This window comes from Pseudomonas sp. TSO6 (genome assembly GCF_056098905.1).
Window position 1 is genome coordinate 55186 of record NZ_JBLZWV010000032.1, and the last position, 21982, is coordinate 77167.

The window sequence follows — 21982 nt, forward strand, 5'->3', positions numbered from 1 at the left end:
ATGAACGCGCCAAGGCCGCACGACCTGCTGTGGGGGATGCCCGTGTCGGGCTTGCCCGCCGATGCGCCGCAGTGGGCACAGGACGTGCTGGCAAGCGGCCGACCGGTGGTGGTGCGCCGTGCCTCCTGTGAGGATGGCTGGGTAGCGGTTGGGGTACGTGGTCAGGGCCGGGCGCAGCGCTTGGGCGGGTTGATGCGCCTGGCCGATATCCAGCGTCAGCAAGGCCCCGAAGCGCTGCGGGTGCACGTACAACGCCCATGGCCTGCGCTACAGGCACTGGCCTCGGTCACCCCGGTATTGCAGGCCAGCGGCCTGGCCTGGGGGCCGACGGGCGGGGTGGGGTACCAGATTGCGACCGGCATTGAAGTGGTACATGCCGACAGTGACCTGGACCTGCTGCTGCGCACACCGCAACCGCTTGCCCGCGCCCAGGCGCGAGAGCTGTTGGACATCCTCGACTGCGCGCCGTGCCGTATCGATGTGCAGCTGGAAACCCCAGCGGGTGCCATTGCCTTGCGTGAATGGGCCGGCTTTGCCCGCCGCGTGCTGCTCAAGTCGCCTCATGGCCCGCGCCTGGTCAGCGACCCTTGGGCCGTGATGGAGCGTGCCGCATGAGCAGCTTGTTCGCCTTCCCCGGGCAGGGCGCCCAGCAGGTGGGCATGCTACAGCGCTTGCCTGAGGGCGCCGGGCAGCTGCTGGAGGAGGCCAGCGATACCCTCGGCCAAGCCGCGCTGGCGCTGGACAGCCAGCAAGCGCTGCAGTCTACCCGCGCTGTTCAGCTGTGCCTGCTGCTGAGCGGTGTGGCCTGGGCACGCTGGCTGATGCAGCGCAGCCCAGCGCCGGATTACGTGGCGGGCTTGTCGATTGGCGCCTATCCCGCGGCGGTTACGGCGGGCGCCTTGGGGTTTGCCGATGCCGTGCGCCTGGTCGCCCTGCGTGGCGAGCTGATGCAGTGCGCCTACCCGCAAGGCTACGGCATGACTGCACTCAGCGGCCTGGACCTGACCAGTGTCGAGTGTTTGCTGAGCGAGGTGGGGGGCGAGGTGCATGTCGCCAACCTCAACAGTGAAAACCAGATCGTCATCGCCGGTAGCGATACGGCGATGGCTGCGGTCGCCGCCAGGGCTCGCCGCCAAGGCCAGGGCGTGGCCCGACGCCTGGCAGTCAGCGTGCCGTCGCATTGCCCGTTGCTGGATGGCCCAGCAGCGAAACTGGCCAGTGCCTTCGCCACGGTTGAGTTACACCGCCCACGCATTACCTACCTTAGCGCCAGCAGCGCGCGCCCGGTGTTCGACCCACAGCGCCTGCGCGACGACCTGGCGGGCAACATGGCAAGGGTGGTCGACTGGCGCGCCACGTTGCGCAACGCCTTTGAGCGTGGCGTGCGCCTGCACCTGGAAATACCGCCCGGCAACGTGCTCAGCGGACTGGCCCGGTCAGTGTTCGAACAGGGCAGGGTGGTGGCCGTGGAGGGTACACGGTGGGACACCCTGGATGCGCTGCTGCGCCAGGAGGTGGCTGACCGGCGATGATGGCTGGCTAACGCAATCCCTGTGGGAGCGGCCTTGCGTCGCGATAGGGCCGCAGAGCGGCCCCGGCAATCAAGAAGTGAAGCGAAGATTCTTGGGGGGCGCTGCGCACCCCTATCACGACACAAGGCCGCTCCCACATTGACCGCGTGAGCCGGGCAAGTGTGTGTTTACGAAGAACAACAACAAGCAACTTCGACACTACCTGAGGACAACAATAATGATCATCTATGGTGTGGTACTGCTGGCGGTCTGCACGCTTGCCGGCGTTATCGTCGGCGACTTCCTGGGCGTGTTGCTGGGCGTCAAATCCAATGTGGGCGGGGTCGGCATCGCCATGATCCTGCTGATCTGCGCGCGCCTGTACATGCACCGCAACGGTGGCATGAGCAAGGAGTGCGAGTTTGGCGTGGGCTTCTGGGGGGCCATGTATATCCCGGTGGTGGTGGCCATGGCGGCCCAGCAGAACGTGGTCACCGCCCTGCACGGCGGGCCGGTGGCGCTGCTGGCGGCGGTGGGCGCGGTGCTGGTGTGCGGCGCGACCATCGCCCTGATCAGCCGCAGCCACCGTGGCGAGCCTTTGCCTGCCCTTGAACCCACCCCCGAAGCCCGCGCGCAGGTTGCCCCTGCAGGAGGTCGTTGAACATGTGGCCGATCATTGAAAATGCCCTGGAGCACAACGGCCTGATTACTGCCTTTGCAGTGGTAGGCGCAATCATGTGGTTGTCGGTTGTGATGTCGAAGTACCTCACCTTCGGCCGGGTGCACGGCTCGGCCATCGCCATCGTCATCGGCCTGGTGCTGGCCTGGGTAGGCGGCACCGTGACGGGCGGGCAGAAAGGCCTGGCCGACATGGCGCTGTTCTCCGGCATCGGCCTGATGGGCGGGGCCATGCTGCGTGACTTCGCCATTGTAGCCACTGCCTTCGAGGTGCAGGCCACCGAAGCGCGTAAAGCCGGGATGATTGGCTTGGTGGCGCTGCTGCTGGGCACGGTGCTGCCGTTTATTGTCGGTGCGGCGGTCGCCTATGCCTTCGGTTACCGCGATGCGGTGAGCATGACCACCATCGGCGCGGGTGCAGTGACCTACATCGTCGGCCCGGTGACCGGGGCGGCGCTGGGTGCCAGCTCGGACGTGATGGCCCTGTCGATTGCCACCGGGCTGATCAAGGCGATCCTGGTGATGGTGTTCACCCCAGTTTCTGCGCGCCTGCTGGCCCTGGACAACCCGCGCTCGGCAATGGTGTTCGGCGGGTTGGCAGGGACGGTGTCGGGGGTGACGGCCGGGCTGGCCGCGACGGATCGGCGGCTGGTGCCGTATGGCGCGTTGACCGCCACCTTCCATACCGGGCTGGGGTGCCTGATGGGGCCGTCGATTCTGTACTTCTGCGTACGCGGTCTGGTCGGCTGACGTCGTAGCCTTCACTCTGTGGGAGCGGGCGTGCCCGCGAAGCAGGCGACTCGGTACATGGCACCGGCTTCGCCGGTGTTCGCGGCCACGGCCGCTCCCACAGTGATTGCGTCGCCTTCAGTCATGCAACCCGTTGCCCCCAAATCGGGGAAAACCGCCGGGTGATCCTCCCCAATCCGATTCGGTTACCTACGCAACCATCTGAAAATATTGGATATCTTCTCCTGGCACACACCTTGCTCCACCCCTCCGCAGAGTTCCCGTGTCCCGGAGGTGCAGCATGTCTACGCCACGCAAAGGCCCCCTTCTGTCATCACTCGTTCTGGCCCTGTTAGGCTGGGCATCGACCAGCGAGGCGGCCGTGCAGTGCCAGCGCACCTTGGTCGCCAATGTGGTGGCACTGGACCAGCCACTGATGTTCAACCGCCTTGGCGCGCAAAACGCCAATGGCATGATGTTCGCGCTTCGTGAAGATGTGGTGGACGACAAGCAAGTCCCCCTCAGCACGGGCGGGGCCGCGGTACCGGGCAAGGTCACCCTGCGCCCGGACAAGCGCCCACGGCCGATTGTGCTGCGGGTAGCCGCCGGTGACTGCCTCACGGTCAACCTGACCAACCTGCTGGCCTACCAGGCCAACCCCAACAAGCACGGCATCGACCCAGAAGAAAACGAAGCCGAAGGCGAAGAGGAAGGCCCGGAGAACGAAGTCGAGAACGAAGGCGGTGAGGATTTCGTCGCTGATGAGCAGGTGAATGACCGGCATGTCGGCTTCCAGGTGAACGGCATGCAGGCGGTCAACAGCATTGGCGATATCGCCGCCAACACCGGCCGCAATGGCAACTTCCTGGTGTCGCCCGGCAACACCCGCAGCTACACCCTGTACGCCGAGCGCGAGGGGGCCTTTGCTGCCACCAGCCAGGGCGCTACTTTTGGCGGCCAGGGTGGGGCAGGTAACGTCGCCAATGGCCTGTTTGGCCAGGTGGTGGTCGTCCCCAAAGGTGGGCGAACCTTCCGCAACACCTTGACCGAAGAAGAAATGCGCCTGGCCACCACCGGCCGTACCGCCACCGGCCAACCGGTCATCGATTACCAGGCCCGTTACCCGCAGACTCAACCGTGGATCAGCGAGGGCAAGGCCGGCAAGCCGATCATTGCCATGGTCGACGGCAATGAAATTCTCAACAGCGAGACCGACGCCATTGTCATGGGGCCAAACCCGGACGGCAGCTTCCCGCGTTCGACCTACCCGCTGGAAAGCGTCAACAAGCGCAACCCCGCATTGCCCAACCGTCTGGAAGCATTCCGCGACTTTGCCTCGCAGTTCGCCGATGAAGTGGCCGCCACCCAGGCCTTCCCCGGCTACTGGGCGGACCCGGTGATGGGCCATGTGCTGGAGCCAACGCGCGATTCGTTCATGATCAACTACGGCTCCGGCGGCATGGGCGCTGAAGTGGTCGCCAACCGCCTGGGTGTGGGGCCGATGCATGACTGCCTATCGTGCGCCTACGAAGAGTTCTTCCTCAGCGCACACACTGTGGGCGATATCGGTACCCTGGTGGACGTGCCGGCCAACGTCGGCCTGGAGAACATTCGCCCAGGCCAGACGCCGCCCGCCAGCGCCGTGGGGGTAAAGGCCAGCATGGCGCTGTACCCGGCCGAGCCTGCCAACGTGCACCACAGCTACATTGGCGATTTCACCAAGTTCCGCAACACCCACAATGGCCATGAGCAGCACATCTTCCACCTGCATGGCCACCAGTGGCTGTTCAACCCCAACGACGACAACTCCGACTACATCGACGCCCAGGGCATCGGCCCGGGTATCGGCTACACCTACGAGATTGCCAACGGCGGTTCGGGCAACCGCAACCGCGTGGCGGGCGATGCCATCTACCACTGCCACTTCTACCCGCACTTCGCCCAAGGCATGTGGGCCATGTGGCGGGTGCACGATGTGTTCGAAGAAGGCACCCGGCTGGAAGTGAGCGGGCAGGGCGAGAATGGTTTCCACAGCACCCCGTTTGCCCTGCGCAGCGGCAAGCCGGCTGCTGGCGCCCGGGCATTGCCGGATGGTGAGATCGTTGCCGGTACGCCGATCCCGGCCATCGTGCCGCTGCCTGGCAAAGCCATGGCGCCGATGCCTGGCAAGGTGGTGGTGGTACCCAAACTGTCTGAGCAACTGGTCGCCGCCAACGACGATGATGATGACGAAAACGAGGACGAAGGCGATGACGACCACGCCACCCAGGCGCCGGTGCGCAAAGCCGTCGGCTCACTGGCGCTGGTCGACCGCACCGATGCCAACCGCAACGCCGATGGCACCCTGAAAAACCCAGGCTACCCGTTCTGGATCGGTGGCATGGAAAGCAGTGTCGGTAACCGCCCGCCAACCCCGCCACTGGACATGCTTGACCCGGCCCTGGCCCGGCAGCTGAAAGACAGCGGCAACGCCCTGTGGGCCAACCTCGACGCCAACCAGGTTGATGGCTGGGATGGCGGCCTGGGCCGTCATGCGCTGGACGGTGTATCTGCCGGTGGCGAGGCCGTGACCACCACCACCAAGCTGGACTTTTCCAAGGTGGTGCACAAAGCCAAGCCCATCTACCTGCCCGAAGAAGGAACCGATGTCGAGCAGGCCGCCATGCAGTTCCACGCCAAGGCCGAGCACCCCAGCTTCGCCCTGATCCCTGGCAGCCAGCCGGTGGCCAAGGCCTTCCGCACCAACGGCGCCTTGCCCACTGCCGGCGCGCCGTTCTACGAGCCGTGCATGGATGACCGCGGCAAGCGCCTGACCCAAACCTCGGGGGTAGGCGAGTTTGCGAGCGGCGAGAGCCTGACCGGCATGAGCTTCCGTGGTTCGTCCACCTTCACCGCCGACCGCCCGCGCATCTACAAAGGTGCCAATATCCAGTTCGACGCGGTGTACAACAAGGTCGGCTACCACTTCCCGCAGGCGCGTATCCTGGCGCTGTGGGAAGACGCCTGGCCGGTGATCACCAAGCAGCGCCCGCCAGAGCCGCTGGTGATGCGCATGAACACCTTCGACTGCACCATGTACACCCACACCAACCTGATCCCGTCGTACTACGAAATGGACGACTACCAGGTGCGTACCCCGACCGACGTGATCGGCCAGCACATCCACCTGCCCAAGTGGGACCTGACTGCCGCCGACGGCTCGGCCAACGGCTGGAACTATGAAGACGGGGTGCTCTCGCCCGGGAGCGTGGTCGAGCGGGTGCACGCCATCCGCGCCTACAACGGCTGCACCGAGGGCGACAGCCGCGATGGCACCGCCGCGTGCCCGAAAGCCAAGCAGCACCCGTACTTCGGCCGCTTTGGCCGGGCCGACTGGCTGGGTGCGCGCACGGCCATGCAACGCTGGTTTGCCGACCCGCTGGTGAACGTGAACAACGTCGACCGTGGCCTGGGCACCATCTTCACCCACGACCACCTCGGCCCATCGACCCACCAGCAGCTCGGGCTGTATGCAACTGTGCTGGCCGAGCCCGCCGGCTCTACCTGGTACCACGCCGAAACCGGCGAGCAGCTGTACAACCCGGCCACACGCCAGGACGGCGGGCCGACCTCGTGGCAAGCGGTGATCAAGACGGGCGACCACGATGGCGATGGCAAGAACGACAGCTACCGTGAGTTCTTCCTTGAGTACAGCGACTTCCAGCATGCCTATGAAGCGGGCGTCTACGTGGGCGCAGGCCCGGACGGTATCCCCAGTGGCCAGGCGTACCCCGCCACGGCCGACAGTTTCCGCTACGCCATCAACCCGCCGGTGAGGCAGAAGGCATCCAACCTGCTTGAATCGGTGGTCGAGTCGCGCGGTGGCCTGGCCCCCGGCTGCCCAAGCCGGCCTTGCCCGCAGGCGATTTCGGTCGATGACCCGGGCATGTTCGTCGTCAACTACCGCAACGAGCCGCTGGCCCTGCGGGTATTCGACCCGAACAAGGTCGGCCCCGATGGCAAGCGCGGCATGCAGGCAGACGGCCTGGCCGGCGACCTGAGCTATGCCTTGCAGAGCCGTACCGACCGTGCGATCCCGGCCATGAACCTGGCGCCTTCGGCGATCACTTCGGCGGTTGGCCCTACCGGCGGCACCACACTGTTCCCACCCCACATCAACAAGGCCGGCAGCGAGCCGGGTGACCCGTTCACGCCCATGCTGCGCACCTACTCCGGGGACAACGTACGCCTGCGCCTGCACGCCGGTGGCCACGAGGAGGAGCACAACGTGACCCTGCACGGCGTCAAGTGGCTGCAGAACGGTTCGGGCTTCGGTAACAGTTCCAACTCGGGCTGGAAGGCCTCGCAGATGATCGGGATTTCCGAACAGATGGGCTTCATGGCGCCGGTGTCGATGATTTCCAGTTCTGCTGCCACCAACGGCGATTACCTGTACGCCATGGACGCAGCCCTGGAAGGCTACTGGAACGGCATCTGGGGCGTGATGCGCAACTACACCGCACAACGCGCCGACCTGTTCCCGCTGCCGAACAACACGCAACCCGTGGCCATGCGCAATACCGTGAACTTTGACGGCATCTGCCCGAAAACCACGGCCAACCCCAACGGCATCGGTACCCGTACCACCGTCAAGCGCAGCTACGAGATTGTCGCGGCGCTGGCCAACGACATCCTCGAGAACCGCAACGGCGTCAGCATCAACGACCCGGCCGGTGTCGGCCAGCATGTCGGCGGCCCGCTGAAGGCCAATGGCGGCACCCTGGTGTTCAACAGCCGCAAGACCAGCATCCCGCAGGTGACGGTTGTCGACGAGGAGGACGGCACCACCTTTACCGTGGGTGGCCACAGTGCGCCGCTGCATGACCCGACCGCCGTGCTGTATGTGCGCAAGGCCGACCTGGACGCCACCACCGGCAAGCTCAAGGCCGGCGTACCGGTGGAGCCGCTGGTGCTGCGTGCCAACGCCGGGGACTGCATCAGCATCACCCTGGAAAACCGCCTGCCACAGGTCATGCCAGACCTGCCAAGCACGGCCGTGATGCAGAACGTGGTCAAGCGTGACCGCTTCGACAGCGAAGGCTCCACCGCCTTCAACAACAACCTGATGCGGCCGTCCAGCCATGTGGGCCTGCATGCCCAGTTGCTGGCCTACGACATCACCAAGTCCGACGGTGCCAACGTGGGTGCCAACCCGGTGCAGACCGTGCCACCCCGGGTGGGCAACAGCGGTGCCTACCCAAGCCGGGTGTACCAGTACTACGCCGGCCACCTGGAACGTGAGGGCAAACCGGTGCTGCAACTGGGCCGCACGGTGGACAACATCAACACCACGGCAATCGAGTTTGGTGGCCTGAACCTGATGCCGTCGGACTTCATCAAGCAGCCACAAAAAGGCCTGGTGGGTGGCATGAGCATCTTGCCGCAGACCGCGACCTGGACCGAGGACACCGCCAGCCGGGCCCAGGCCACGGTCAAGGTCACTGGGCAACCCGATTACCGCGACCTGGTAACGGTGTGGCAGCGCTCGATGAACATGCGCTGGGCTGACGGCCGCCCGGTCGAAGGCATCGCCACCGAAGGCAATGGCGTGCCGGGGGACCCGAAAGACAACGGCAACATGGCCATGAACTACAAGACCGAACCGCTGTGGCTGCGCTTTGGCCTGGCGCCGGATGCACCGTTCGGCCATGCCGACGGCTTCGGCTTCGCCGATGTGCCCAACGCGCACATGGCCTACAGCAACGCCTTGGTTGGCGGTGACCCGCAAACCCCGGTGCTGTACGCCAAGCCTGGCCAGCCGGTGCGCAGCCATGTGCTGATGCCCAGCGGTGGCAGCCGTGGCATCACCTACCAGCTGGACGGGCACCTGTGGCCATTGCACAACTACCAGGCCGAGAAGAGTGACGTGGACGGCTACCCGATGAGCCTGCCTGGCATCGGTTCGGTGCGCTTTGGCTACAACCCGATGGCCATGTACATCGGTGCCCAGGAGAGCGTACTGCCTGCGGCGCACTTCAGTTTCATGCTGCCGAGTGCCGGTGGTGCCAACGCGGTGGCAGGTGACTACCTGTTCCGCGACTACGCCGCCTACGGCAACGTCTCGGGGCTGTGGGGGATTTTGCGGGTGACCAACGAAGCGCCGCCGGCAACGGCCCCGGCGCAGTGACAGAAGGGGAGCGCGAGCATGAACAAAAAGACTCGCCCTGCTTACTTGGGGGTATTGCTGGGGGTAGCGCTGATCGGCCTGGGCGTGGCGTATGAAAAGCTCTGGTGCGATCCCCGCGAGCTGTTGCAGGAGCCTGCCGACCCGCAGGCCCTGCACCGGCTCAGCCGGGACGGTGTGACCGTGGAGTTCGAGGCCCGGCCGCTGGCCGGGGGCGAGTTGAAGGAAGGCGCCTTCGCCAATATCCGCTTCAAGGTCAGCGACCAGACCAGTGGCCAGCCGCTGTCGGGCATGGCCCCGGGGGCGTGGATCGACCCGGCGCAGTCGGCGCCGATAGGCGACCGCAACCAAAGCTGCAAGGCGCGGGTTGCGCTGTTTCTCAAGAGCAGCATCGGCGCCCGGCCGCTGCTCGACCTGAACAGCTACTTCCTGTTGATGCTCAACAACGACGCCAGCCTGACGGTGATCGACCCGACCGTTTCGGTGGGCGGCGTGACCAGCACCATGGCCCGCATCGACCTGCCCGGGCGGCCCATGGACTGGGTGGCCACCAGCGACGACAAGCAGGTGTTCGTGTCGATCCCCGAGCGCGGCAAGGTGGCGGTAATCGATACCGAAACCTTCACCCGCGTGGCCGACCTTGACGCCGGCGACCAGCCGCTGCGCGTAGCCTTGCAGCCGGACCAGCACCGGTTGTGGGTGGGCAATAACAGCAGTGACCCGGCCAAGGGTGGGGTGACGGTGATCGACGTGCCAGGGCGTACTACCCTGAAAAGCTTCAACACCGGCACCGGGCACCACGAAATCGCCTTCAGCGCCGACTCGCGTTTTGCCTACGTCAGCAACCGCGACAGCGGCACCCTCAGCGTTATTGATATCCCGGAAATGCGCCTGGCCAAAACCATCAAGGTTGGCCCGCACCCGCTGTCGGTCAGCTACTCGGCGCTGTCCCAGGCCGTTTACGTGGTCGATGGCGAGGAAGGCAGCGTGCGGGTGTTTGATGCCCGCAGCCACCAGCTGCGCCACACGGTCATGGCCGAGCAGGGCCTGGGGCCAATGCGCTTCAGCAGCGATGGCCGCTACGGCGTTGTACTCAACACCCTTGAGAACCAGGCCCTGGTGATCGATGCCAGTACCGACAAGCTGATCCACCACATTCCGGTGGCGGCCGAACCCTATCAGCTGACCTTTACCAAGGGCTATGCCTATGTGCGCGGCCTGGCTTCCCCGAAAGTGACCATGATCAACCTGTCCAGCCTGGGCGAAGGGCGCTCGCCGATCGTCCAGGGCTTCGAGGCCGGCCCGGCAGCGCCGCGCCAGGCCGGCGACCTGCCATTGGCCCAGGGGTTGTCGGTGTCGCGTGATGACAACTCGGTGTTCGTGGTCAACCCGGTGGACAACACCACCTACTTCTACGCCGAGGGCATGAACGCGCCGATGTCCGGCTACAACAACCGTGGTCACCAGGCCCGTGCTGCCCTGGTCGTTGACCGCAGCCTGCGCGAGGTGGCGCCAGGGGTGTACGGCTCGACGGTGAAACTGCCCGCTGCCGGCAAGTTCGACGTGGCCTTCCTGCTCAACCAGCCGCAGATCATCCACTGCTTCAGCGCCGATGTCGCCGAAGCGCCCAATGCCGGCAAGCGCAAGGCCGCGCATGCCGAGTTCATCGGCCTGGACCAACCAATGCCGCAGCACAGCGCCATTACCGCACGGGTGCGTATCGTCGGTGACGACGGCCAGCCGCGGCTGGGCCTGAACGACCTGAGCCTGCGCTACTTCCTGGCGCCGTCGTCGATGCCGCGCAACCTGCAGTTGCAGGAAGTGGGTGAGGGCGTCTATCAGGCAGCCCTGACACTGCCCGAAGCCGGCGCCTGGTACCTGCATGTGCAGTCGCCATCGCTGGGGCGCAAGTTTGCCGAAGAAAACTACACCAGCCTGCGCATCCTGCCGGCCGCAGCAACCAACGCTTCCCAGACTGAAATGAGGAGTGTGCGATGAACGCCAAGCATTCTTTCCAACTGCTGGCCCTGAGCCTGGCACTGGCCAGCAACCTTGCCCTGGCCCACGCCGGCCACGATCACAAGGGCCACGCCGAACAGCCACCGGCGGCGCGCCAGGAAAAAACCAGTGTACGTTTTGCCGACGTTTCCCTGCTGAACCAGGACGGCATGCCGGTGCGCCTGGAGAAGGACCTGGTCGGTGACCACCTGGTGGTCATGGGCTTCATCTACACCAGCTGCACCACGGTGTGCCCGGTGGTGTCGTCGATCATGGGCAAGGTCCAGCAACAGCTGGGTGGCCGGGTAGGCGAAGAAATCCACATGGTATCGATCAGCGTCGACCCGCAGCGTGACGACGCCAAGCGCCTGCAAGACTACGCCAAGGCCTTCCAGAAGGGGCCAGGCTGGAGCTGGCTGACCGGCACCCCGTACGCTGTCACCGAAACCCTCAAGGGCCTGGGCAGCTTCAGCGCCGACCTCCGTCAGCACCCGCCGCTGATTCTGGTAGGTGACGGGCGAAGCGGACACTGGACGCGCTATTACGGCTTCACCGACCCCTCCGTACTGATCGAAGAAATCAACCGTCTCAGCGCCCGCCGGGTGCATGCCAAAAGCACGGCCATTGCCGACCACCATGAGGTGCAACCATGAGCTCTGTAACCTCCCGCCGCGGCGGCATGCGCGCTTTCGACTGGCTGGTGCTGGGCGGCTGCCTGTGGATTCTCGCTTCTGTGGCGTTCGCCCATGAAGGCCACCTGCAGCAGGCCCCCGAGCCACAGCCCGCCCCCCAGGCGATGACCAGTGGCGGCGGCACCCGCGATGCCCAGACCTGGTTCACGGATACCGTGCTGAAAGACCAGAACGGCCGCGAGCTGCGGTTCTACAGCGATGTGCTCAAGGACAAGGTGGTGATGCTGAACGTGATCTTCACCCACTGCACCGACGCCTGCCCGCTGATCACCCGCAAGCTGCGCGAAGTGCGCGAGGCCATGGGCCGGCAACTGGCCAGCCAGGTGACCTTTGTGTCGATCAGCAGCGACCCGCTCAACGATACCCCGCAAGCACTCAAGGCGTTTGCCGCGAAGCAGGGGGTTGATGGGCCGAACTGGCTGTTCCTGACCGGTGACAAGGCCAATGTCGACCTGGTGCTTGGCCGTATTGGCCAGTTCCTGCCCAGCCCCGAGCAGCACTCCACGCAGCTGATTGCCGGCGATGTGGCGGGCAAACGCTGGAGCAAGATCCGCCCGGATGCACCACCGGCGGCCATAGCCCAGCGCATGCAACTGCTGACCCAGCCCTTGGCAGGCCGGTGATTGCCATGGTGCGATCCCCGTGGAGTCAACGACTGAGAGGGCAGCCTTTGTGGGAGCGGCCTTGCGTCGCGAAAGGGCTGCGCAGCAGCCCCGGCAATGGCAGCCTCAACCCAGAAAGCGGGGAGCGCTGCGCGCTCCTTTCGCGACGCAAGGCCGCTCCCACAGGTATTCGCACCGGGCTTTCGATCTGCTTGGCATGCTTGCTGGGCATGGCACCTTTTGCCTCAGCCCTGGACCTGACCGAACACGAACAAGCCGGCAAACGCCTCTACCGCGAGGGGGTCTCCAGCAGCGATGCACAATTGCAGGCCCGGGTCGGTGCCAGCGACATCAGTGTGCCCGCCAGCGTGGTGCCCTGCGCCAGCTGCCACGGCAACGACGGCCGTGGCCGCGCCGAAGGCGGCGTGCGCCCACCCAACCTGGACTGGCAACGCCTGGCACAAGGCCAGGGCGCACGCGAAGCCAATGGCCGCAGCTACCCGGCTTATACCGACCGCAGCCTGGCCAGGGCCATCCAGCATGGCGTAGACCCGGCTGGCAACCGCCTGGACCCGTCCATGCCACGCTTCGAACTGACCATGGCCGACCAGCGCAACCTCACCGCCTACCTGAAACGCCTGGCCGAGGAACGCGACCCCGGCATAGAGGAGGGCGTACTACGCCTGGGCACCTTGCTGCCGGCGTCCGGCCCGCTGGCCGAAGCCGGGCAGGTGGTACGTGCGGTACTGGAAGACGGGGTGGCGCAACTCAACCAGCAAGGCGGCATTCATGGGCGGCACCTTCAGCTGGTTGTGCTGGACCCTGGTTTCGACGCGGCCAGCGCCGAGCAGGCCTTGCAGCAGTTGCTGGAGCAAGAGCGCGTGTTCGCGCTGATTTCGCCTTTGGCACCGATGCTCGACCTGCGCCTGACAACCTTGCTGGCACCACAGAATATACCCCTGATTGGCAGTACCCCGCGCAGCGGCGGCAGCGCACAGATCTTCGACCCGCTGCCCGGCTTACCTGCGCAATTGCTGAGCCTGGCGGGCCACGCCCGTGCAGGGTTGGGCCTGGCACCCGGCGACTTGCGCGTGGTGTACGCCGGCAGCGACCAGGCAGAGGCGGCCGAGGAGGTACGTGAGCGCCTGTTGCAGGAAGGCTGGGCGCCGCCCGCCATCGAGGCCTTCGACGGCCAGGCCGTGGACGGGCAGGGCATCGTCTTCCTTGGCCGCGCCCAGGCATTTGTCGAGCTGGCGACGGCGTTGCAGGCCGCGGGCCGCCAGCCCTACCTGTTCGCTGCGTCCGGCCAGGTGGCCGGCGCCGTGGCGCGGTTGCCCGAGCAATGGTCGCAACGGGTGTTTCTGGCCTACCCCTATGTCCCCGAAGACTGGACCGAGCAGGGCCTGGCCACCCTCGCCGGGCTGCAGCAGCGCCAGGGCCTGGACCCACGCCAGGCGTCGTTGCAGGTCAATACCTTGTGCGCCCTGCGCCTGCTGAGCGAAGCGCTGAAGCAGATTGGCCGTGATGCCAGCCGTGAACAACTGATTGGCGCACTGGAAGGCTTGCACGATGTGTCTACCGGCCTGACCCCGGCGCTGGGCTTTGGCCCCGGTCGCCGCCAGGGCATGGCCGGTGCCCATGTAGTGGCGGTGGCCCTGCCCGGGCCGCGTTTCACCGCAGTTACCCCTTACCGGCCGGTGCCGGACAGCCTTTGAGTGGAGGTTGCCATGCGTATTGTGTTGCTGTGCCTGTTGCTGGTAATGGCCAAGGCGAGCTGGGCCGATGTACCTGCTGCGCGGGTCAATGGCGTGGAGATCGGGTTGACGCGCCTGGAGCGCTATTTCAGCGAATACCTGGCCGCCCAGGGCCGCGCGGTGACCAGCATCCGCAACCCGGGGCTTTACAAGCGCCTGCGCGATCAGGCGCTGGATGAGCTGATCGACAAGGAACTGCTGTGGCAGGAGGCGCGGCGACAAGGCATCGCCATCAGCGACGCGCAGGTGTCGGCGCATGTCGGCGAGGTAGAAGCTGCGTTCGGCAGCCCGGCAATTTTTGAACGGCGTCTGGCAGAGGCGGGCTTTGACAGGGCACAGTACACTGAGTACACCCGGCAAGACATGGCGGCCCAGCAGGTGTATGCCCAGCTCAGCGCAGTCGACGCGCCGAGCCCTGCCGAAGTGCAAGCATTCTATGATGCCAACCGAGAAACACTGCAAGGAGCGCAGAACCAAAGTGATAATCCTTCGGTCATATACGAACAGGGCCTGGTCTTGGCCAGGGCCGCGCTCATCGGTGAGCGCGAGGCGCAAGCGCGCAAGTCTGTGCGCCAACGTTTGCGCGATTCCGCTAAAGTGGAGATCGCTGACTGAAGCCCCTGGTGGCGTTCCCCCCAATGCTGGGGAATTAGGGTTTGGCAATGTGCCATCAGTTTCCCCGGTTGTGGGGAAGGGGGCGGGTGTGCCTGCCCGCCGTGTTTTGGGTGCTGGCCGGCACCTTTTGCAAATCAATGACTTACAGCGGTGCAACATGACTATTCACGCCTGGCACGAAGCCTGCTCAAGCCAGTACAAGGGCGCACTTCGCAGACCGGGAAACCGGGCAGTTCTTGGGAGTCGACCTTGGTGAACAGAGTATTGGTAGTCGATGACGAACAGACCCTTGCGCAGAACCTGCAAGCGTACTTGCAAGCGCAAGGCCTGGAAGTTCATGTTGCCCACGACGGTGCTAGTGGTATCGAACAGGCTGAGCGCCTGGCGCCACAAGTGATCGTGCTGGATTACCGCTTGCCCGACATGGAAGGTTTTCAGGTTCTGGAGGCTGTACGCAAGAACAGGCAGTGCCACTTCATGCTGATCACCGCCCACCCCACCGTCGAGGTGCGTGAGCGGGCCGCGGAGCTGGGTGTCAGCCATGTCCTGTTCAAGCCGTTCCCATTGGTGGAACTGGCCCGTGCAATCTTCGACCTGATGGGCATCGAGCGCCGGCGCAGGGCCACGGACAACCCGGCTGAAGGGTTCGTCGAACGACGCCAGAACAGGAACGAATCGTTCCCCTTGCAGTTGTACGATGGAAGCTGGGTGTTGGCTGACCGCCGCCGCAATGGCGCCAAGCCACCAGGGCCCGACGACGATCAACTGCTCACAGGGGAATAGCGGCGCCCGCACCCCTGGCTGAGCCAGCCTGCGACGCGCCCCCTGAGCGGAGTCGCAGGCCATGCCAGCAGCATTCGATGCACCAGTCTCAGCCTACCCCCGCGACCTGCTGGCCCAGGCCCGTCTGCAAGCCAGCGACGAGCGCCTGCTCAACTGCCTCGAACGCCTTGCTTGCGACAACCCCGACACCTTCACCCGTCGCCTTGGCCTGACCCTGCATTACCCGGTGCTGGACAGCCACACCCTGCTGGCCAGCAGCCCACGCTTTGACAAGGTCAGCCTCGCCGCGTGCCTGAAGCGCGAATTCGTGCTGATCGAGCAGGGCGGCCAGCTGTTGGGCGTGTTCGCCGACCCCTTCGACCCCGCCCGCCTGGCCTGGATCGATGATGTACTGCAAGGCGCGCCGCTGTACCTCGCCCACGCCGCCGAACTGGCCACCTTCCTTGCCCGCCACGAAGAAAGCTTCCACGCCGTCGATGCCCTTGACCATGACGCCGAGGCCAGCAGCGAAGGCGACCCGCTGCAACGCCTGTCGCTGGCCAGCATCAGCGAAGACCAGAGCCGCGTGGTCAAGCTGGTCAACTCCACCCTGTACGACGCCCTCAAGCTGCACGCCAGCGACATCCACCTGGGCATGACCGGCCAGGGCCTGACCATCAAGTACCGCATCGACGGTGTGCTCAACGGCGCCGGCAAGGCCAGTGGCAGTGCCTTCGCCGACCAGGTGATCTCGCGCATCAAGGTCATGGCCGAACTGGACATTGGCGAAAAACGCGTGCCCCAGGACGGCCGCTTCAAGGTTGCCGTGGGCGACCGGCAAATCGATTTCCGGGTATCGATCATGCCCAGCATCTTTGGCGAAGACGCCGTGCTGCGGGTGCTCGACAAGCAGGACTTGTCCGACCGGGTCAGCGGCGTGCAACTGCAGGCCCTGGGCTTTGCCGACGAAACCCTGCGCGCGCTGCGCCGGCTGGCTGCCGAACCCTACGGCATGATCCTGGTCACCGGCCCCACCGGCAGCGGCAAGACCACCACCCTGTACGCCATGATCAGCGAAATCAACCATGGCGTAGACAAGATCATCACCATCGAAGACCCGGTCGAGTACCAGCTGCCCGGCGTATTGCAGATCCCGGTAAACGAGAAGAAGGGCCTGACCTTCGCCCGCGGCTTGCGCTCCATCTTGCGCCACGACCCGGACAAGATCCTGGTTGGCGAAATCCGCGACCCGGACACCGCGCAAATTGCCGTGCAGTCGGCGCTCACCGGCCACCTGGTGTTCACCACCATCCACGCCAACAACGTATTCGACGTGATCGGCCGCTTCAGCCAGATGCAGGTCGACCCCTACAGCTTTGTTTCCGCGCTGAACGCGGTGCTGGCCCAGCGCCTGATCCGCCTGGCCTGCACCCATTGCTCCAGCCCCTGCGAGGTGGATGACGACACCCTGTATGGCTCGGGCCTGACCCGTGAGGGCGTGGCCGGCTGGAAGTTCGTCCGCGTGCAGGGCTGCGGCCAGTGCCGGGGCAGCGGCTTTCGCGGCCGCAGCGCCATCGCCGAACTGCTGCACCTGGACGACGACCTGCGGCAGATGATTGTCGAGCGCCGCCCCCTCTCGCAAATCAAGACCCTCGCCTGCCAGCGCGGCCTGCGCCTGCTGCGGGCTTCGGCCCTGGACCTGGTCCGCGATGGCCGTACCACACTTGAGGAGATCAACCGTGTCACATTCATCTGATCGTTTCTGTGCCGTGGTCGGCGCCGAGGGTGTCGGCTTGGGTTGCTGGCACAAACACCAACACCAGTGGCTGGGCAGCCGCGAGTTCAGTTGCGACGCCGCCCAGCCTGCCTGGGACGCCGCCGTCGACGCGCTGGCCGGGCTGTTGGCCGAGCATGCTGTACGGGGCGCCCAGTTGCGGGTGCTGTTGTCGGCCCGCTACAGCCGCTTCTGCCTGGTGCCCTGGAGTGATGCCATCGGCCACACGCGCGAGCTGGACGCCTATGCCCGGGCCTGCTTCGAAAACCTCTACGGGCAGCCGCTGGACGACTGGCGCATCGTGCTGTCGCCCGAGCCTGCCGGTGCCGCGCGCATCGCCACGGCGCTGCCCGAAGCCCTGCTGCAACGGTTGCAGGGGCTGGGCCGGGAAAACCGCCTGAGCCTGCGCTCGGTGCAGCCATACCTGATGGCTGCCTATAACCGCTGCTCTCCGCAGCTGGAGCAGGGCGACTTCCTGTTCGTGCTGGCCGAGCCGCGCCGCAGCGTGCTGCTGCTGGCCGCCGGCGGCGCCTGGCAGCAAGTGCTGGCGCAAGGCTGCGCCGACAGCGACCAGGCCCTGCAAGCGTTGATCGAGCGCACCTGCGAGCTGTATGGCGAGCACCAGCCACGGGTGTACCTGCATGCCCCGGGCCGGGGCGACGTGCCGCAACTGGCGGCGGTGCAGCTGTGCCAGCCGGCCAGCGAAGCCGACCCGCTGTGCGCCATGTGGCGGGCGGTGGCTTGACATGCGCCGCCTCGAACTGGAATTCCAACCCCGGCGCAGCGGCCCACTGGCCTGGTCGCTGCTGGCCCTGGGCAGCGCCATGGTCGCCGGCCTGGTATTGCTGCAACAGAATTTGCAGACCGAGCAGGTAGACCTTGAGGCCAGCGTGCACAGCCTGGAGCTGCAACTGGGCCGCCGTCCGGCAACCACTGCCCCGCAAAGCACTGCTGCCAGCCGTGAGCAGGCCGAGCGGCTGGCCCAGATGCGCAGCGTGTCGCAACAACTGCAACGCCCCTGGCAGCAGCTGTTCGCCATGCTCGAAGCCTTGCCGCAGGACGATGTGGCGCTGCTAGGCCTGACCCCGGACGCGCGCAAAGGCCAGGTCCGTATCGCCGCGGAGGCACGCAACCTGGAAGCGATGCTGCAGTACCACCAGCGCCTGGAAGCCAGCGATGAGCTCAGCGATGTATCGCTGCTCAACCATGAGGTGTTGGCCGCGCAGCCCGAGCACCCGGTGCGCTTCACCCTCACCGCTACCTGGGAGACTGGCCATGCGCGCCCTTGAATCGCTGAACAGCCTGATCCTCCAGGAACGCCTGCGCCGCGTCGGCCCGGTTGGCCTGGCCGCCGTCGCCGTGGGCGTGCTGGCGCTGGGCGTGATGTGCGCCGGGGTGCTGCCGCAGTGGCAGAGCGTGCGTGAACTGCGCGCCACCGAAGCGGACGCCAGCGTTCAGGTCGGGCGGGTCAAGCGTGGCGAGGTGAAGATCGCCGTCAAGCCAGAGCAGCAGGCCCTCGACAGCCTGCGCCAGCAACTGCCGGGGCAGCCCCAGGCCAGCGAGCTGATCGAGCGCCTGTACCACCTGGCCAGTGCCGAGCACATCAGCCTGGCGCGCGGTGAGTACGCCTTGGGCGTCGATCCCAAGACCCAGCTGGCGCGCTACCAGATCGTACTGCCGGTGCGCGGCAGCTACCCGCAGATTCGCGCCTTTATCAAAGGCCTGCTCAAGCAGCTGCCGACCTTGGTGCTGGAAGACCTCGAGCTGCAACGCAAACGCATCGGCGACAGCGAGCTGAATGCCCGCCTGCGCATGACCCTTTACCTGTCGAGGTCATGATGAACACACAACGTGCAGTCATCTGGGCCAGCTTCCTCGGCGTGAGCGCAGTCCTCGCCTGGGCACCAGGGCACTGGTTCGGCCAGGAAGACAGCGTCGCGGCCTTCGCGGGCAAGTCGGATCGCCGCACCGCCGCTCCCACAGGAGTTGTGGGCAACGCCGAACCTGTGGGAGCGGCTTTAGCCGCGAAAGGGCCGGAACAGCCCTCCAGAGATCTGTTCCCAACCCAGCAATGGACCAAACCCCAAGCCCTGGCCACCGTCACCGAACAACCCGTGGCTGTCGCGCCCATCGTGGCCGTAGCGCCGACCGCCCCGGAACTGCCGTTCCAGTTCATCGGCCGCATGGGCAACAACGACGACCTGCAGATCTTCCTGCAGAGCGGCGAAAAACTTTACGTCGTGCGCCAGGGCGACGTCATCGAAGACACGTATCGCCTCGATCGGGTATCGGCCAGCGAGCTGAGCCTGGTCTACCTGCCTTTGCACCAGTCGCAGACCTTGTCTGTCGGGAGCGCACCATGAAGTCGTCAAAGCTGTGCAAGCCTGCTCCGTTCCTGCTGTTGGCATTGTGCGTGGCCATTGCCGGCTGCGGCTCTAGCGCGGTACGCAAGGACAGCGACCAGTTGATGAAGGAGGGCCAGTACGAAGCCGGTATCGCCCGGCTGGAAGAAGCCCTGCGCGATGACCCGCGTGATACCGAGCTGAACATCGCCCTGGCCCACAGCCGTCAGGCAGCAGTCGAGGCGCTGATCACCCAGGCCGATGCCGACCGCATCCGCCACGACTTTGCCAACGCCCGCATGGGCTATGGCCGGGTGCTGACCCTGGAGCCGAACAACCGCCGCGCCCAGGAAGGTACGCGCCAGCTGGAACTGATTCGTACCCTCGACGAACGCGTGGCCCTGGGCCAGGCAGCGTTGCGCCAGGGCGACCTGTTCGGCGCCGAGCGTTACATGCGCGAAGTGCTGCGCCTGGACCCGCAAAACCAGAAGGGCATGGCCCTGCGCAGCGACATCGAGAATGTCCAGGCGCGCACCGCGCAACCCTTCCCGCAGCTGCGCAGCAAGCTGGACCGGCCGGTCACCCTGGAGTTTCGTGATGCCAACCTGAAGACCATTTTCGAGGTGCTGTCCCAGGTCGCCGGCATCAATTTCATTTTTGACAAAGACCTGCGCCCGGACATGAAGGCCACCATCTTCGTGCGTGAAGTGCGCATCGAAGACGCCGTGGCGCTGCTGCTGGAGCAGAACCAGCTGCGCCAGAAGGTCGTCAACGACAACACCCTGATGGTGTACCCCGACTCGCCGCAGAAGACCAAGGACTACCAGGAACTGGTCATGCGCACCTTCTACCTGACCAGCATCGACGCCAACACCGCGCTGAACATGGTCAAGACCATGCTCAAGACCCGCGACGTGTTCGTCGACGAGCGCCTCAACACCCTGACCATGCGCGACACCCCCGATGCCGTGCGCATGGCCGAAAAGCTGCTGCAATCGCAGGACCAGTCCAACCCCGAAGTGGTGCTGGAAGTGGAGGTGATGGAAGTGGCCACCTCACGCATCCTCGACCTTGGCCTGCAATGGCCCAACACGTTCGGCGTGCTGACTTCCGACGGCAAACCGGTCAGCGTGCTCGACCAGCTGAGGGGCATCGACTCCAGCCGCATCAGCATCGGGCCGGCACCGCAGGCCAAGATCAATGCCCAGGACAAGGACATCAACACCTTGGCCAGCCCGGTGATCCGCGTCAGCAACCGCGAGCAGGCACGTATTCACATCGGCCAGCGAGTGCCGATCATCAGCGCCACTTCGGTGCCGTCCACCCAGGGCCCGGTAATCACTGAAAGCGTCACCTACCTGGACGTGGGTCTCAAGCTTGAAGTGCAACCCACCGTGCACCTGAACAACGAAGTGGCGATCAAGGTGGCCCTGGAAGTCAGTAACGCCACCCCGCTGGAGGCTACCCGCCAGGGCACCATCCCGGTCCAGGTCGACACCCGCAATGCCCAGACCACCCTGCGCCTGCACGATGGCGAAACCCAGGTACTGGCCGGCCTGGTGCGCAACGACCACAACGCCAGCGGCAACAAGATCCCGGGCCTTGGTGATATCCCCGGCCTGGGTCGGCTGTTCGGCAGCAACAAGGACGACATGAGCAAGTCCGAGCTGGTGCTGGCGATCACCCCGCGCATTGTGCGCAACCTGCCGTACCAGAGCCCGTCGGACATGGAGTTTTCCACCGGCACCGAGTCGGCCATGCAGGTGCGCCAGATGGCACCACTGCCGCCGATGGATGTGCCCGGCAATGCACCCACCACCGACGACCCCGTGGTGGACAGCCAGATGGCGGTCGCCCCGGCCAACGGGAGCCCACGGCCATGAAAGCCCGCCGCCACGTGCAGGGCTTCAGCCTGATCGAAGTGGTGCTGACCCTGGCGCTGCTCGGGCTGCTGGCCAGCATGGCCGCGCCGCTGACCGAAACCGTGGTGCGCCGCGGCAAGGAGCAGCAACTGCGCGAGGCGCTGTACCAGATTCGCGATGCCATCGACGCCTACAAGCGGGCCTTTGACGCTGGCTACATCGAGAAGCGCCTGGACGCCAGCGGCTATCCACCGAACCTGCAGGTGCTGGTGGACGGCGTGCGCGATGTGCGCAGCGCCAAGGGCGCCAAGTTCTACTTCCTGCGGCGCATCCCACATGACCCGCTGGTGGCGGCCAAGGATGACGACGAAGGCGCCTGGGGCCTGCGCGCCTATGACAGCAGCCCCGACAACCCACGCGAAGGCGAAGATGTGTTCGACGTGTATTCCAGGGCCCGTGGCAAAGGCCTCAACAGCATCCCCTACGGGCAATGGTGACAG

Annotated in this window: 18 protein-coding genes; all 18 read left to right on the forward strand. The window is 65.6% G+C overall.

Features of this window, described 5'->3' with window-relative positions:
• Positions 1-615, forward strand: coding sequence for a malonate decarboxylase holo-ACP synthase (locus ACN6NG_RS12795; protein ID WP_279923757.1), 615 nt, complete (start codon positions 1-3; stop codon positions 613-615).
• Complete coding sequence (gene mdcH / locus ACN6NG_RS12800; protein WP_197899116.1) at positions 612-1532, forward strand: malonate decarboxylase subunit epsilon; 921 nt, start codon at positions 612-614, stop codon at positions 1530-1532. The genes ACN6NG_RS12795 and mdcH overlap by 4 nt, the downstream gene beginning before the upstream one ends.
• 217 nt (positions 1533-1749) lie before the next feature.
• Complete coding sequence (madL, locus tag ACN6NG_RS12805; RefSeq protein WP_474314270.1) at positions 1750-2172, forward strand: malonate transporter subunit MadL; 423 nt, start codon at positions 1750-1752, stop codon at positions 2170-2172.
• Positions 2173-2174: 2 nt separating this feature from the next.
• Positions 2175-2939, forward strand: coding sequence for a malonate transporter subunit MadM (gene madM / locus ACN6NG_RS12810; RefSeq protein WP_016499447.1), 765 nt, complete (start codon positions 2175-2177; stop codon positions 2937-2939).
• 280 nt (positions 2940-3219) lie between these two features.
• Positions 3220-9084, forward strand: coding sequence for a manganese-oxidizing multicopper oxidase MnxG (gene mnxG, locus ACN6NG_RS12815; RefSeq protein ID WP_474314272.1), 5865 nt, complete (start codon positions 3220-3222; stop codon positions 9082-9084).
• Between the two features lie 18 nt (positions 9085-9102).
• A complete protein-coding gene (locus ACN6NG_RS12820; protein WP_474314273.1) occupies positions 9103-11079 on the forward strand; it encodes a cytochrome D1 domain-containing protein in 1977 nt (658 codons plus the stop codon).
• Positions 11076-11732, forward strand: a complete 657-nt coding sequence (locus tag ACN6NG_RS12825; RefSeq protein ID WP_063423795.1) for an SCO family protein — start codon at positions 11076-11078, stop codon at positions 11730-11732. The genes ACN6NG_RS12820 and ACN6NG_RS12825 overlap by 4 nt, the downstream gene beginning before the upstream one ends.
• Positions 11729-12394, forward strand: coding sequence for an SCO family protein (locus ACN6NG_RS12830; RefSeq protein ID WP_474314276.1), 666 nt, complete (start codon positions 11729-11731; stop codon positions 12392-12394). Before ACN6NG_RS12825 ends, ACN6NG_RS12830 begins: the two co-directional genes overlap by 4 nt.
• A gap of 209 nt (positions 12395-12603) precedes the next feature.
• Positions 12604-14088 (forward strand): cytochrome c/ABC transporter substrate-binding protein, encoded by a 1485-nt coding sequence (locus tag ACN6NG_RS12835; protein WP_474314278.1) that lies wholly within the window; start codon positions 12604-12606, stop codon positions 14086-14088.
• A 12-nt stretch (positions 14089-14100) separates the two neighbouring features.
• Complete coding sequence (locus tag ACN6NG_RS12840) at positions 14101-14742, forward strand: SurA N-terminal domain-containing protein (RefSeq protein WP_063423792.1); 642 nt, start codon at positions 14101-14103, stop codon at positions 14740-14742.
• A gap of 249 nt (positions 14743-14991) precedes the next feature.
• Positions 14992-15525, forward strand: a complete 534-nt coding sequence (locus tag ACN6NG_RS12845) for a response regulator (RefSeq protein WP_049273640.1) — start codon at positions 14992-14994, stop codon at positions 15523-15525.
• A 61-nt stretch (positions 15526-15586) separates the two neighbouring features.
• On the forward strand, positions 15587-17260 hold the full coding sequence (locus tag ACN6NG_RS12850) for a GspE/PulE family protein (protein WP_063423791.1): 1674 nt from the start codon (positions 15587-15589) through the stop codon (positions 17258-17260).
• Positions 17244-18023, forward strand: coding sequence for a hypothetical protein (locus ACN6NG_RS12855; RefSeq protein ID WP_063423790.1), 780 nt, complete (start codon positions 17244-17246; stop codon positions 18021-18023). The genes ACN6NG_RS12850 and ACN6NG_RS12855 overlap by 17 nt, the downstream gene beginning before the upstream one ends.
• Position 18024: 1 nt before the next feature.
• Positions 18025-18567, forward strand: coding sequence for a PilN domain-containing protein (locus ACN6NG_RS12860; RefSeq protein ID WP_063423789.1), 543 nt, complete (start codon positions 18025-18027; stop codon positions 18565-18567).
• Entirely contained in the window at positions 18554-19117 is a 564-nt protein-coding gene (gene pilO / locus ACN6NG_RS12865) for a type 4a pilus biogenesis protein PilO (protein WP_063423788.1), read from the forward strand. The genes ACN6NG_RS12860 and pilO overlap by 14 nt, the downstream gene beginning before the upstream one ends.
• Positions 19117-19641: a hypothetical protein gene (locus ACN6NG_RS12870; RefSeq protein ID WP_063423787.1), complete on the forward strand. Its 525-nt coding sequence runs from the start codon at positions 19117-19119 to the stop codon at positions 19639-19641. The genes pilO and ACN6NG_RS12870 overlap by 1 nt, the downstream gene beginning before the upstream one ends.
• On the forward strand, positions 19638-21503 hold the full coding sequence (locus ACN6NG_RS12875; protein ID WP_063423786.1) for a secretin N-terminal domain-containing protein: 1866 nt from the start codon (positions 19638-19640) through the stop codon (positions 21501-21503). The genes ACN6NG_RS12870 and ACN6NG_RS12875 overlap by 4 nt, the downstream gene beginning before the upstream one ends.
• A complete protein-coding gene (locus tag ACN6NG_RS12880) occupies positions 21500-21979 on the forward strand; it encodes a type II secretion system protein (protein ID WP_063423785.1) in 480 nt (159 codons plus the stop codon). Before ACN6NG_RS12875 ends, ACN6NG_RS12880 begins: the two co-directional genes overlap by 4 nt.
• The last annotated feature ends 3 nt before the right edge of the window (positions 21980-21982 follow it).